At 45.2% G+C, this 13,947-nt stretch carries 11 protein-coding genes; 9 read left to right on the top strand and 2 right to left on the bottom strand.

Annotated elements, in window-relative coordinates:
- Positions 1–99 precede the first annotated feature (99 nt).
- The 8 genes from ribF to carB all read left to right on the top strand — a co-directional run bounded on the left by ribF (position 100) and on the right by carB (position 11,696).
- Complete coding sequence (gene ribF, locus PTE_RS05120) at positions 100–1,044, top strand: bifunctional riboflavin kinase/FAD synthetase (RefSeq protein WP_036843847.1); 945 nt, start codon at positions 100–102, stop codon at positions 1,042–1,044.
- 24 nt (positions 1,045–1,068) lie between these two features.
- Positions 1,069–3,882, top strand: a complete 2,814-nt coding sequence (ileS, locus tag PTE_RS05115) for an isoleucine--tRNA ligase (protein ID WP_036843846.1) — start codon at positions 1,069–1,071, stop codon at positions 3,880–3,882.
- Positions 3,882–4,385 (top strand): signal peptidase II, encoded by a 504-nt coding sequence (lspA, locus tag PTE_RS05110; RefSeq protein ID WP_036843845.1) that lies wholly within the window; start codon positions 3,882–3,884, stop codon positions 4,383–4,385. Before ileS ends, lspA begins: the two co-directional genes overlap by 1 nt.
- A 132-nt stretch (positions 4,386–4,517) precedes the next feature.
- On the top strand, positions 4,518–4,988 hold the full coding sequence (gene fkpB / locus PTE_RS05105; RefSeq protein WP_036843844.1) for an FKBP-type peptidyl-prolyl cis-trans isomerase: 471 nt from the start codon (positions 4,518–4,520) through the stop codon (positions 4,986–4,988).
- Complete coding sequence (ispH, locus tag PTE_RS05100; protein WP_036843843.1) at positions 4,969–5,922, top strand: 4-hydroxy-3-methylbut-2-enyl diphosphate reductase; 954 nt, start codon at positions 4,969–4,971, stop codon at positions 5,920–5,922. Before fkpB ends, ispH begins: the two co-directional genes overlap by 20 nt.
- A 121-nt stretch (positions 5,923–6,043) precedes the next feature.
- Positions 6,044–6,865: a 4-hydroxy-tetrahydrodipicolinate reductase gene (gene dapB, locus PTE_RS05095; protein ID WP_036843842.1), complete on the top strand. Its 822-nt coding sequence runs from the start codon at positions 6,044–6,046 to the stop codon at positions 6,863–6,865.
- Positions 6,866–7,298: 433 nt separating this feature from the next.
- A complete protein-coding gene (gene carA / locus PTE_RS05090; protein WP_036843840.1) occupies positions 7,299–8,456 on the top strand; it encodes a glutamine-hydrolyzing carbamoyl-phosphate synthase small subunit in 1,158 nt (385 codons plus the stop codon).
- A 15-nt stretch (positions 8,457–8,471) separates the two neighbouring features.
- Positions 8,472–11,696 carry a carbamoyl-phosphate synthase large subunit gene (carB, locus tag PTE_RS05085; RefSeq protein WP_036843839.1) on the top strand — a complete coding sequence of 1,075 codons (3,225 nt, stop codon included), beginning with the start codon at positions 8,472–8,474 and terminating at the stop codon, positions 11,694–11,696.
- A gap of 100 nt (positions 11,697–11,796) precedes the next feature.
- Here carB and PTE_RS05080 read toward each other — a convergent pair whose 3' ends face one another.
- Positions 11,797–12,411: a LysE family transporter gene (locus tag PTE_RS05080; protein WP_036843838.1), complete on the bottom strand. Its 615-nt coding sequence runs from the start codon at positions 12,409–12,411 to the stop codon at positions 11,797–11,799.
- 178 nt (positions 12,412–12,589) lie between these two features.
- On the opposite strand from PTE_RS05080, the gene folA reads away from it, so the two are divergent.
- A complete protein-coding gene (folA, locus tag PTE_RS05075; protein ID WP_036843837.1) occupies positions 12,590–13,075 on the top strand; it encodes a type 3 dihydrofolate reductase in 486 nt (161 codons plus the stop codon).
- Positions 13,076–13,119: 44 nt separating this feature from the next.
- On the opposite strand, the gene apaH is transcribed toward folA, so the two are convergent.
- Positions 13,120–13,947: a bis(5'-nucleosyl)-tetraphosphatase (symmetrical) ApaH gene (gene apaH / locus PTE_RS05070; RefSeq protein WP_036843836.1), complete on the bottom strand. Its 828-nt coding sequence runs from the start codon at positions 13,945–13,947 to the stop codon at positions 13,120–13,122.

Raw genomic sequence — 13,947 nt, 5'->3', positions numbered from 1 at the left:
TGAATCAGGGTTATTAATTTAAGCCATCTTATGATGGTGGGTTAACCTTGTGCTTTGTACAAGGTATAATTTGGCAATTTCCAGGGTATTGAGCCAGCTATGGAGCTAATTCGCGGTATACGTAATATTCGGGCGCGTCACCATGGTTGCGTGCTGACGATTGGTAATTTTGATGGCGTCCACAGAGGCCATCAGGCACTACTGAAGCACTTAAAACGCGAAGGGCAGCGTCTGGGTTTACCGGTAACGGTTATGATTTTTGAACCACAACCCTTGGAAGTTTTCGCCAGGGATGATGCTCCAGCCCGTTTGACGAGATTGAGGGATAAAGCTAAATATCTCGCCCGGTATGGAGTGGATTATTTATTATGTGTGAAATTTGACAGGAATTTTGCGGCAAATACGGCAGAAGCCTTTGTTTCGCGGTTGCTCGTGGAAAAATTGGGTGTTAAGTTTCTGGCGGTAGGAGATGATTTTCGTTTTGGTAAATCCCGCAGTGGTGATTTTGCCTTTCTACAGCAAGCCGGTGAAACATACGGTTTTGACGTGACCAATAGCGAAAGTTTTTGTGACAGTGGCTTACGGATCAGCAGCACCGCTATCCGTCAGGCACTGCAAGATGATGATTTGGTATTAGCTGAAACATTATTGGGACATCCATATAGTATTTGTGGCCGGGTTGTTCATGGTAGACGGCTGGGGAGTACTATTGGCTTTCCAACAGCTAATTTACCATTAAAACGTTTAGTGGCTCCTGTACAAGGCGTTTATGTCGTTGAAGTCTATGGCTTGGGAGATAAGCCTTTACCGGGGGTTGCCAATATTGGTACACGTCCAACCGTCTCTGGTCAGGGCCAACAACTTGAAGTTCATCTGATTGATACCCAAATGGATCTGTATGGGCGTCATATTGATGTGGTGTTACGCAAAAAACTGCGTAATGAGCAGCGGTTTGCTTCCCTTGATGCACTCAAGCAGCAAATTGCTAATGATTTGGTCGCTGCGAAGGAATTCTTTAAACAGCAGCCAGTGTCATGTATCTAGCGGAAAATTGGAATTGAGAATCGAATGAGTGACTATAAAAATACCCTGAACTTACCAGAAACAGGGTTTCCAATGCGCGGAGACTTAGCAAAGCGCGAACCAGACATGCTAAAACGTTGGTACAAAGATGAGTTGTATCAGGTAATTCGTAAAGCAAAAGCCGGTAAAAAAACATTTATTCTGCATGACGGCCCTCCTTATGCGAACGGCAGCATTCATATTGGTCACTCAGTTAATAAGATTCTCAAAGATATTATTATTAAATCCAAAGGGATGGCGGGATATGATTCGCCATATGTACCCGGTTGGGATTGTCACGGTTTACCCATTGAGCTCAAGGTTGAGCAGATTATTGGTAAACCGGGAGAAAAGTTTTCCGCTGCTGAATTCCGTGCCGAATGCCGCAAATATGCCAAAGAGCAGATAGAAGGTCAGAAGGAAGACTTTATCCGTCTGGGCGTATTAGGTGATTGGGAACGTCCATACCTAACGATGGACTTTAAGACTGAAGCCAATGTTATTCGTGCATTAAGCCGTATTGTTGCCAATGGACATTTGTTGAAAGGGGCAAAACCTGTTCACTGGTGTACGGATTGTGGTTCATCATTGGCTGAGGCGGAAGTTGAGTATTATGACAAAACTTCGCCATCGATTGACGTGCGTTTTGGTGCTGTTGATACGGTAGCTGTTTACGAGAAATTTGGCGTGCAGGCATCAGATCAACCCGTTTCTTTGGTGATCTGGACAACCACGCCGTGGACGTTACCGGCTAACCGGGCGATCGCTTTGCATGCTGAATTTGACTATCAATTAGTACAGATTGAGGGTGAATGTCTGATCCTGGCTGCTGATTTGGTTGAAAGTGTGATGAAGCGTGCGGGTGTGACTGCGTGGACAGTGCTGGGGAATTGTGCGGGTGCTGCACTGGAACGGTTATGCTTCAAACATCCATTTATGGGCTTTGATTCACCGGTTGTGCTCGGTGATCACGTGACTCTGGATGCAGGTACTGGTGCTGTTCATACCGCGCCAGGTCATGGCCCGGACGATTTTGTCATTGGTCAGAAATATGATTTAGAAGTCGCAAACCCGGTTGGCCCGAATGGCTGCTATCTGCCGGGGACTCATCCTTCTCTGGATGGCATGTTTGTCTTTAAGGCGAACGACATCATTACGGATATCCTGCGTGAAAACCATGCGTTGTTACATCTGGAAAAATTACAGCACAGCTACCCTTGCTGCTGGCGTCACAAGGCACCCATCATTTTCCGTGCTACGCCGCAGTGGTTTGTCAGCATGGATCAAAATGGTCTGCGCAAACAATCTCTGAAAGAGATCAAAGGTGTTCAGTGGATCCCAGGCTGGGGGCAGGCCCGTATTGAGGCAATGGTCGAGAACCGCCCTGACTGGTGTATTTCACGTCAACGTACCTGGGGCACCCCTATGTCCCTGTTTGTCCATAAAGAGACGGAAGAACTTCATCCACGCACTGTCGAACTGATGGAAGAAGTTGCCAAACGTGTTGAAGTGGATGGTATTCAGGCGTGGTGGGATCTGGATCCAGCCGAACTGCTGGGTGATGATGCGGCTAACTATGTCAAAATCTTTGATACTCTGGATGTATGGTTCGATTCTGGATCAACCCATTCATCGGTTGTTGATGCTCGTTCTGAATTTCAGGGTAATTCTGCGGATATCTATCTGGAAGGTTCAGATCAGCATCGTGGCTGGTTTATGTCTTCCCTGATGATCTCCACCGCAATGAAAGGCAAAGCGCCTTACCGTCAGGTACTGACACACGGTTTCACGGTGGATGGTCAGGGCCGTAAGATGTCCAAGTCTATCGGCAACACTATCAGTCCACAGGATGTGATGAATAAATTAGGGGCGGATATTTTGCGTCTGTGGGTTGCCTCTACTGATTACACCGGTGAAATTGCGGTATCGGATGAGATCTTGAAACGTTCTGCTGATGCATATCGTCGTATCCGTAACACAGCGCGTTTCCTGCTGGCAAACCTGAATGGTTTTGATCCTGAACAACATAGGGTTAAACCGGAAGAGATGGCTGTGTTGGATCGCTGGGCTGTAGGCCGTGCTCAGGCTGCTCAGGCAGACATTATAAAATGTTACGATCAGTATGATTTCCACTCTGTTGTTCAGCGTTTAATGCAGTTCTGTTCTGTGGAAATGGGGTCGTTCTATCTCGATATTATTAAAGACCGTCAGTATACCGCGAAGGGCGATAGTCTGGCTCGCCGCAGTTGCCAGACTGCGCTGTATCATATTGCAGAAGCACTGGTTCGCTGGATGGCGCCTATTCTCTCCTTCACCGCAGATGAAGTCTGGAATGAATTGCCTGGTAAACGCGCTCAGTATGTCTTTACCGAAGAGTGGTATGACAGCTTGTTTGGTCTGGCCGCCGGCGAACAAATGAATGATGCTTTCTGGGCTGATTTACTGGCTGTTCGTGGTGAAGTCAATAAAGTGCTGGAGCAGGCACGTGCTGATAAACACATCCGCAGCTCTTTGGAAGCCGCCGTCACTCTGTATGCAAATAATGAACTGGCTGATAAATTGAACAACCTGGGAGATGAATTGCGTTTTGTTCTGCTGACATCTCAGGTTTCTGTTGCGGCTTATGAACAGGCGGGTGACGATGCGCAGCAAAGCGAAATCGACAGCCTGAAAGTTGCTTTCCGTAAAGCGGATGGTGAAAAATGTCCTCGTTGCTGGCATTACGCTAAAGATGTGGGATTGGTGGCGGAGCACGCAGAACTTTGTGGCCGCTGTGTAACTAATGTTGCCGGTAACGGTGAAGAGCGTAAATTTGCCTGATGAATAGACCCATTTGTTCCACTGGCCTTCGCTGGCTTTGGTTAGTTGTCGTGGTATTGATTCTGGATCTGGGTAGTAAACAGTTAGTGCTGAAGCACTTTTATCTGTATGAATCCGTTCCATTAATACCTTATTTCAACCTGACTTATGCCCAGAATCTGGGGGCGGCTTTCAGTTTCCTTGCGGATAAAGACGGCTGGCAGCGTTGGTTGTTTGCATTAATTGCCGTTGCTATTTCAGTCGTATTGATGGTGATGATGTATCGTTCCAGTGCAAAGAAGAAACTGAGTAATATCGCTTATGCCCTGATTATTGGTGGAGCATTGGGTAATCTATTTGACCGGTTGGTCCATGGTTTTGTCATCGATTTTATTGATTTTTATGTCGGTGACTGGCACTTTCCAACCTTTAATATCGCCGATATGGCGATATGCATCGGGGCCGCATTGGTTATCATTGATAGCTTTTTAAGCCCGGATGAAAAGACAATTAAAGCGGGATAAAAGCCTATTTTACTAGGCGTTATTGTCCAAGTCGTTCTTGTGAATGAATAGTGAACTTGGCAGTGCTCAGGTTCACTTTTTACGACAAAAAACGGCAAATAAAATAGGCAAATAAAATAGGTTCTAAGCAATATGTCAAAGCAGGTGCATGCAGATAGTGCGGTTTTACTGCATTTCACATTAAAACTGCAAGATGGTTCTACTGCCGATTCCTCCCACCATCAGGGTAAACCTGCATTATTCCGTTTAGGTGATGGAACCCTTTCTGCTCCTTTGGAACAGCAGCTTACTGGTCTGAAAGAGGGAGATAAACACACATTTACTCTGGCTGGTGAGGCTGTATTTGGTAAACCGAATCCTGATCTGATTCAATATTTTACTCCGCGTGATTTTGCCGAAACGGGGATTCCTGAAATTGGAACTATAATGTTATTTATGGCAATGAATGGCAGTGAAATGCCAGGCATTGTAAAAGAAGTGGCAGAGGAGTCCGTCACTGTTGATTTCAATCACCCGTTAGCCGATCAGAACATCACATTTGAGATTGAAGTGTTGGAAATTGATCCACAGTTGGAGGAAAACCATGCAGATATTGTTGGCTAACCCGCGTGGTTTTTGTGCCGGCGTTGACCGAGCCATCAGTATTGTAGAACGTGCTCTGGAATTATATGGTGCACCGATCTATGTTCGCCATGAGGTTGTACATAACCGCTATGTTGTGGATAACCTGCGCAAGCGGGGTGCTATCTTTATTGAAGACATCGCAGAAGTACCCGATGATGCGATTCTGATTTTTTCTGCCCACGGCGTTTCACAGGCGATCCGCGCAGAAGCCCGTTCCCGCAATCTGACGATGCTGTTCGATGCGACTTGTCCTTTGGTAACTAAAGTCCATATGGAAGTAGCCAGAGCTAGTCGCAAAGGCAAAGAAGCTATTCTTATTGGTCACGCTGGGCATCCGGAAGTTGAAGGGACAATGGGTCAGTACAATAATGCTGATGGTGGAATGTATCTGGTTGAATCTCCCGAAGATGTGTGGAATCTGAACGTCAAAGATGAAGATAACTTGTGTTTTATGACTCAAACAACGTTATCTGTTGATGATACTTCAGAAGTGATTGATGCGCTTAATGAGCGATTTCCCAACATTGTCGGCCCGCGTAAAGATGATATCTGCTATGCGACGACTAACCGCCAGGAAGCGGTACGGGATCTGGCATCTGATGCTGATGTTGTATTGGTTGTGGGTTCGAAGAATTCATCTAACTCTAACCGCCTTGCAGAGTTAGCTCAACGTGTTGGTAAACCTGCTTACCTGATAGATTCTGCTGATGATATTAAAAAAGAATGGATAACAGGTGTTTCTCTGATTGGCGTGACTGCGGGAGCTTCGGCACCGGATATCTTAGTTCAGCAAGTCATTGAGCGGCTGAAAAATCTTGGTGCTGATTCTGTCGAGGAATTACATGGCAGGGAAGAAAATATTGTTTTCGAAGTGCCGAAAGAGTTACGTGTTGAAGTTAAACAGATTAGTTAAGTAATTTAAAGTACTGCGCCGGATTATGAGTGAGGTTGCTCGTAATCTATTGATTTAAGATATTTATCTGACTGATCGCCTGTGTTAAATCAGGAAAGGGATTAATTCACAGTGAGGGTTTATGGCTGATACAGAAATTCGTGTTGCGATTGTTGGTGCTGGTGGGCGTATGGGGCGTCAGTTAATACAGGCTATCCATCAATTGAGTGGCGTCGCTCTTGGTGCAGCTTTAGAACGCTCAGGCTCTTCTCTGATTGGCGTGGATGCCGGAGAATTGGCGGGTATCGGTAATACAGGCGTTACTGTTTGTGATGACCTGAAAAATGTTGTTGATAATTTTGATGTCATTATCGATTTTACCCGCCCGGAAGGCACGCTTGCCCATCTTGAAATCTGTCGTCAGAACGGTAAAGCGATGGTTATCGGTACCACAGGCTTTGATGATGAAGATAAGCAGGCGATTAAAGATGCTTCTGTGGAGATCCCGATAGTATTTGCTGCAAATTTCAGTGTTGGTGTGAATCTGGTGCTTAAATTACTGGAAAAAGCGGCGAAAGTGATGGGTGAATATACTGATATCGAGATTATCGAAGCACATCACCGCCATAAAGTGGATGCGCCATCAGGAACGGCGTTAGCGATGGGAGAATCTATTGCCCATGCTTTAGGGCGGGATCTTAAAGAGTGTGCTGTCTATGCCCGTGAAGGTTATACCGGTGAACGTGATCCGAAAAGTATTGGTTTTGCTACTATCCGTGCCGGGGATATCGTAGGTGAACATACCGCTATGTTTGCAGATATTGGCGAGAGAGTTGAGATAACTCATAAGGCTTCCAGCCGGATGACGTTTGCAAATGGGGCAGTGAAGGCAGCATTATGGTTAAGTGGTAAAAAAAATGGTCTTTTTGATATGAAAGATGTATTAAAGCTCGATTTAATTTAAAAAATATTTTTATAACCACCTGATATCGCATGATTAATTTATATATTGTGCGATTTTTGGTTGTTTTGTTTTATTATATTTTATTGTCATTGATTTTTCTTATTTTTGTCTTATTTTTTACCGTTATTGTCTTATTTTTTCTCCTTTTTATGATTCTTTTCAGTTTTTCGCCTAAAAATTAAATCTTCTATGCTGGCAACCGTTTTCTAAGTTAACTTTATTTCTGTTTTTGGTCTTCTTTTGTTGGTTTTTTCGGTGAAGTGTGCAAAAAAATAATAAAAGTAACATTTTTTATAGACAACTATCCCTCTCATCATTAGAATGCGCGCAATTTGCCGAAATTTTGCCTAAAAAGCAGCTTTGGCATTGATTTTGACGAACAAATCTGAATTAATATGCACTAATTGTGATTTATTATTCTCTGGAGGGTGTTTTGATTAAGTCAGCTATATTGGTTCTGGAAGACGGAACCCAATTCCACGGTCGCGCCATAGGTGCTGAAGGGGCGGCAGTTGGGGAAGTGGTTTTCAATACCTCAATGACCGGATATCAAGAAATTCTCACAGACCCTTCCTATTCCCGCCAAATTGTCACTCTTACTTATCCCCATATTGGTAATGTCGGTGTTAACTCAGCCGATAAAGAATCACTAAAAGTTCAGGCCCAGGGGCTGGTAATTCGTGATCTGCCGTTATTGACCAGTAACTTCCGTAGCGAAGAAACGCTTTCTGATTACCTTAAACGCCATAATATTGTTGCGATAGCGGATATCGATACCCGTAAACTGACCCGCTTGTTAAGGGAAAAAGGTTCACAGAATGGTTGTATTATAGCAGGTAAGCAGATTAACGCTCAGGTTGCACTAGAAAAAGCACAAGCGTTCCCAGGGCTGGAAGGGATGGATTTAGCAAAAGAGGTGACAACGGAGCAGGTTTATCCGTGGTTACAGGGAAGTTGGACTCTGGCAGATGGATTACCGGAAGAGAAGCAAGAGCTGCCTTATCATGTTGTTGCTTACGATTTTGGTGCAAAACGCAATATTTTGCGGATGCTGGTAGATCGTGGCTGTCGCCTGACAGTGGTTCCCGCTCAGACACCGGCTGAGGATGTATTGAAGCTGAATCCAGATGGTATTTTCTTGTCCAATGGCCCGGGCGATCCGGCACCTTGTGGCTATGCGATTGAAACAATTAAAACTCTCCTTGAGACAAATATTCCAATCTTTGGTATTTGCCTTGGGCACCAATTGCTGGCATTGGCGAGTGGTGCCGAAACAATGAAAATGAAATTTGGCCATCACGGAGCTAACCATCCGGTAAAAGATCTTGATCGTAATATTGTGATGATTACCGCACAGAACCACGGTTTTGCTGTAGATGAAAAGTCATTGCCGGCCAATCTGCGTGTGACCCATAAATCCCTGTTTGATGGTACGTTGCAAGGAATTCATCGCACAGATAAATCGGCATTCAGCTTTCAGGGGCATCCGGAAGCTAGCCCTGGCCCACATGAAACGTCGTCATTGTTCGATCACTTTATCGAGCTGATTAAACAGCACTGTCAGCAAAATAATCGTCATAACACCAAGTAATCAGGAGAGAATAAAATGGCAAAACGTACTGATATTAAAAGTATCCTGATCTTGGGTGCTGGTCCAATTGTTATCGGCCAGGCGTGTGAATTCGATTATTCAGGTGCACAGGCTTGCAAAGCGTTACGGGAAGAAGGTTATCGTGTTGTGTTGGTGAACTCAAACCCTGCCACCATCATGACTGATCCAGAAATGGCGGATGCCACTTATATTGAGCCGATCCACTGGGAAGTGGTACGTAAAATCATTGAAAAAGAGCGTCCTGATGCAGTTTTGCCAACCATGGGTGGACAAACTGCGCTGAACTGTGCGTTGGAACTGGAACGCCAGGGGGTTTTGAAAGAATTTGGCGTGACTATGATTGGCGCTACCGCAGATGCGATTGATAAAGCGGAAGATCGTCGCCGTTTCGATATGGCAATGAAAAAGATAGGCTTGGAAACTCCGCGTTCTGGTATCGCCCATTCAATGGAAGAAGCGCTGGCCGTTGCAGATAAAGTTGGTTTTCCTTGTATTATCCGTCCTTCCTTTACTATGGGAGGAAGTGGGGGGGGGATTGCCTATAACCGCGAAGAATTTGAAGAAATTTGTGAGCGTGGTTTGGATCTTTCGCCGACCAATGAGCTATTGATTGATGAATCGCTGATTGGTTGGAAAGAGTATGAAATGGAGGTGGTGCGTGATAAAAATGATAACTGCATCATCGTCTGTTCGATTGAAAACTTCGATGCCATGGGGATTCACACTGGCGATTCCATCACTGTTGCACCGGCCCAAACCCTGACAGATAAAGAATACCAAATCATGCGTAACGCTTCGATGGCGGTACTGCGTGAAATCGGTGTGGAAACCGGAGGCTCTAACGTTCAGTTTGCGGTGAACCCGAAAAATGGCCGTTTAGTTATCATCGAAATGAACCCGCGGGTTTCCCGCTCTTCTGCATTGGCTTCGAAAGCGACAGGTTTCCCGATTGCTAAAATTGCCGCCAAGCTGGCGGTAGGTTATACCCTTGATGAACTGATGAATGATATCACTGGTGGTCGCACGCCAGCTTCCTTTGAACCTTCTATTGATTACGTAGTGACTAAAATTCCTCGTTTCAATTTCGAGAAATTTGCCGGCGCCAATGATCGCCTGACGACTCAGATGAAATCTGTTGGTGAGGTGATGGCGATTGGCCGTACTCAGCAAGAATCCATGCAAAAAGCGTTGCGTGGTTTGGAAGTGGGCGCAACCGGCTTTGATCCGAAAGTTAGTCTGGATGATCCACAAGCATTGACCAAAATACGCCGTGAATTGAAAGATGCTGGTGCGGAGCGTATTTGGTATATCGCCGATGCTTTCCGTGCCGGTATGTCGGTTGATGGTGTTTTCAATCTGACTGATATTGACCGCTGGTTCTTAGTGCAAATTGAAGAATTGGTGCGACTGGAAGAGCAAGTAGCTGAACAGGGAATTAACAGCCTGACTGTCGATTTCCTGCGTCATTTGAAACGCAAAGGTTTTGCTGACGCACGTCTGGCGCAACTGGTCGGTGTGGCGGAAAAAGAGATCCGCAAACTGCGTCACAAATATAATCTGTATCCGGTTTACAAACGGGTTGATACCTGTGCGGCAGAATTTGCGACTGATACCGCGTACATGTATTCCACTTATGAAGATGAGTGTGAAGCCAATCCGAATAGTGACAAGCCGAAAATCATGGTGTTGGGCGGTGGTCCTAATCGTATTGGACAAGGGATCGAGTTTGACTACTGCTGTGTTCATGCATCACTGGCACTGCGTGAAGATGGTTATGAAACCATTATGGTGAACTGTAACCCAGAAACAGTTTCAACGGATTACGACACTTCGGATCGCCTCTATTTCGAACCGGTTACTTTGGAAGATGTGCTTGAAATTGTGCGTGTTGAGCAGCCAAAAGGGGTGATTGTTCAGTATGGTGGGCAGACTCCGTTGAAATTGGCTCGTGAGTTGGAAACCGCAGGTGTGCCAATTATTGGTACCAGCCCGGATGCGATTGATCGTGCTGAAGATCGTGAGCGTTTCAAACAGGCGGTCAATCGTCTCGGTCTGAAACAACCAGAAAATGCCACTGTGGCGACGATTGAACGAGCGGTTGAGAAAGGGAATGCGCTGGGTTATCCGCTGGTGGTTCGCCCATCTTATGTTCTGGGTGGCCGTGCGATGGAAATCGTATATGACGAAGCTGACCTGCGTCGTTACTTCCAGACGGCGGTCAGTGTATCTAATGATGCCCCGGTACTGCTTGATCGTTTCCTTGATGATGCAATAGAAGTGGATGTTGATGCTATCTGTGACGGTGAACGTGTGCTGATTGGTGGCATTATGGAACACATTGAGCAGGCAGGTGTTCACTCCGGTGATTCCGCTTGTTCACTGCCGGCTTACACATTGAGTCAGGAAATTCAGGATGTCATGCGTCAGCAGGTAGAAAAACTGGCGTTTGAGTTGTGTGTCCGTGGTTTGATGAATGTCCAGTTTGCAGTCAAGAATGACGAGGTTTACCTGATTGAAGTCAACCCTCGCGCGGCTCGTACTGTGCCATTTGTTTCTAAAGCTACCGGTTTGCCATTGGCGAAAGTTGCCGCTCGTGTGATGGTGGGCCAGTCTCTGGCTGAACAGGGCGCAACTCAGGAGATCATCCCGCCATACTACTCGGTGAAAGAGGTTGTACTGCCTTTCAACAAATTCCCTGGTGTGGATCCGATTCTTGGGCCTGAAATGCGCTCAACCGGGGAAGTGATGGGTGTTGGCCGTACTTTTGCAGAAGCTTTCTCAAAAGCCCTGTTGGGATGTGACTCCAGAATGAAACAGAGTGGCAGAGCCCTTTTGTCGGTGCGTGATGGTGATAAAGGCCGAGTCGTAGATTTAGCGGCGAAGTTGTTGAAGCAGGGCTTTGAATTGGATGCGACTCACGGTACGGCAGTTGTGCTGGGTGAAGCGGGAATCAATCCTCGCTTGGTGAACAAAGTTCACGAAGGGCGTCCGCATATTCAGGATAGAATCAAAAATGGTGAGTATAGCTATATAGTGAACACCACCGCTGGTCGTCAGGCGATTGAGGATTCCAAGCTTATTCGCCGTAGTGCACTGCAATATAAAGTGCATTATGACACTACATTGAATGGCGGTTTTGCTACAACAATGGCACTGAGCGCAGATCCAACCGAGCAGGTGATCTCTGTACAGGAAATGCATGCGGAGATTAATAGCTAGTCTGTATTCTGATTAATTGAAGTAATAAAAAGGTGCGCTCTAATTTAAGCGCACTTTTTTTATATTCATTGAAAACTTAAAGGGAGGGAATGAACTCCTGTTATCCCAGTGCCACTTTGACACCTAAGCCAATCAAAACAACGCCAAGCAGTTTATCAATAATCTTTTGAGCTTTAACTAATCCACGGCGTACTGGCGCACTCTGGATCAATATTACCAATAATGGCCAATAGATGGCCGCCAGGCTCCAGATAATAAAGGCATACCATAATTTTTCATCAACACCCGAATTGACGTTTAGTATCTGAGTAAATATTGCCAGGAAGAATAAGGTTGCTTTTGGATTCAGCAGATTACATAGAAATCCCTGCATAAACGCTTTTTTAAAAGTGACAATTTGTCGTGTCTGGTCATCAAGAGTGACGGTATTTCCTCCGCGGGAAAGCAGGCTATTGATCCCGATCCAAATAAGATAAGCCGCTCCGGCATATTTCATCAGATTAAACAACCACGGAGTAGTGGTAATAAGAATAGCCAGTCCAGCGACACAGTAAACCATATGGCAGGCGATAGCGGCAATTAATCCCATCACTGTCATCATTGCGGCAGGACGTTGATAACGTATGGCATTTTTGACTACCAGAAAGAAATCGGGACCGGGAGAGAGCATGCCCAAAGTTGATATGGTGATGACGAACAGTGATGTTTCCAGCATAATGTACCCTATAGTTAATATTAGATTTGTTATTATTTTGATCAATAAATATCTTAATCGACAAATCAAGTATAAATGAATTTTTTGTACTTAAGAAAGTGTTGATCCTATCGACTGGGTACATCCCTTTCCGTATAGTGTCACCAATTTTTATACTATTTGCCTATAAGGTGACTCAATGAATATCAGCTTGATCGCTGCTTTAGCTATGGATCGGATTATCGGCATGGAGAATACAATGCCGTGGCATCTGCCGGGGGATCTGGCTTGGTTTAAACGTAATACATTGAATAAACCAGTCATTATGGGACGAGTAACTTATGAATCCATAGGTCGCCCATTGCCAGGGCGGCTCAATATTGTATTGAGTAGTCAACCGGGTAACGATGAACGTGTAACCTGGGTAAGTTCAGTTGATGAAGCACTGGCAGTAGCCGGTGATGCAGAAGAGATTATGGTGATGGGGGGCGGTAAAATTTATGACCAGTTCATCTCGCTGGCTAGCCGTATGTATCTGACTCATATTGATGCAGAAGTGATAGGTGATACTCATTTTCCTGATTATGAGCCAGATGAGTGGGATTCTGAATTTACTGAATACCATGATGCAGATGGATTAAATTCTCACAGCTACTGTTTTGAGATTTTACAACGCCGTATCTAATTGATAAAACACGCCGATGAACTTTCTTCACGGCGTGTCTGGTTTTAGTGCTGTTTTACGGCTGACAGCGATGGTTGCGTAAAATATTGTTTATCTTCCCAACGCAGTATGGTTAGCTCGCCTCCCCAGCAGCAACCTGTATCCAATGCATAAAATCTTTCTGGTACTCCCTGACCTTCCAGTGAGGCCCAGTGGCCGAAAACGATGGAATACTCTTCAGGGATTGGCAATGGCAGTTCAAACCAAGGTTTCAGCGGTGCGGGAGCACTTTCGGGTTTATCTTTGCAAAGCATATCTAGCTGACCATTTGGAAAACAGTAACGCATACGTGTTAATGCATTGGTACTGAAACGTAAGCGCCCCAGTCCAGAAAGTTCCGGTGACCAGTTATTCGGCATATCCCCATACATTGAATTGAGAAACAGAGGATAGCTGCTACTATTGAGCATGACTTCAACTTCGCCAGCGCATATTTTAGCTGTTTCCAGATCCCATTGGGGCGTAATACCCGCATGTGTCATGACCAGTTTCAGATCATCGTCGCACTGTAATAGCGGTTGTTTGCGTAGCCAATTAATTAATTCGTCTGCATCTGGAGCGGACAGTAATTCATTAATTTTGTCTTTAGGTTTATTACGGCTGATCCCGGCATAAACGCCTAATAAATGAAGATCATGATTGCCTAATACTATTTTTGCGGCTGAACCTAACTGTTTAACATACCGCAGAACTTCAAGAGAATCTGGGCCACGGGCAACTAAGTCTCCTGTCAGCCATAATGTATCCTTTTTGGGATCAAAATTGGCTTTAGTTAATAAAACTCGTAATTCATGATAGCAGCCATGAATATCACCGATCAGATAGGTAGACAT

The sequence above is a fragment of the Photorhabdus khanii NC19 genome, from assembly GCF_000517265.1.
Taxonomy (GTDB): Bacteria; Pseudomonadota; Gammaproteobacteria; order Enterobacterales; family Enterobacteriaceae; genus Photorhabdus; species Photorhabdus khanii.
This window is presented reverse-complemented; position numbering and strand designations above follow the sequence as displayed.

Excerpts from the sequence above, each read along its gene's own strand:
- ribF (WP_036843847.1), top strand. The coding sequence starts at position 100 with ATGGAGCTAATTCGCGGTATACGTAATATTCGGGCGCGTCACCATGGT.
- ileS (WP_036843846.1), top strand. The coding sequence starts at position 1,069 with ATGAGTGACTATAAAAATACCCTGAACTTACCAGAAACAGGGTTTCCA.
- lspA (WP_036843845.1), top strand. The coding sequence starts at position 3,882 with ATGAATAGACCCATTTGTTCCACTGGCCTTCGCTGGCTTTGGTTAGTT.
- fkpB (WP_036843844.1), top strand. The coding sequence starts at position 4,518 with ATGTCAAAGCAGGTGCATGCAGATAGTGCGGTTTTACTGCATTTCACA.
- ispH (WP_036843843.1), top strand. The coding sequence starts at position 4,969 with ATGCAGATATTGTTGGCTAACCCGCGTGGTTTTTGTGCCGGCGTTGAC.
- dapB (WP_036843842.1), top strand. The coding sequence starts at position 6,044 with ATGGCTGATACAGAAATTCGTGTTGCGATTGTTGGTGCTGGTGGGCGT.
- carB (WP_036843839.1), top strand. The coding sequence starts at position 8,472 with ATGGCAAAACGTACTGATATTAAAAGTATCCTGATCTTGGGTGCTGGT.
- PTE_RS05080 (WP_036843838.1), bottom strand. The coding sequence starts at position 12,411 with ATGCTGGAAACATCACTGTTCGTCATCACCATATCAACTTTGGGCATG.
- folA (WP_036843837.1), top strand. The coding sequence starts at position 12,590 with ATGAATATCAGCTTGATCGCTGCTTTAGCTATGGATCGGATTATCGGC.
- apaH (WP_036843836.1), bottom strand. The coding sequence starts at position 13,947 with ATGTCTACCTATCTGATCGGTGATATTCATGGCTGCTATCATGAATTA.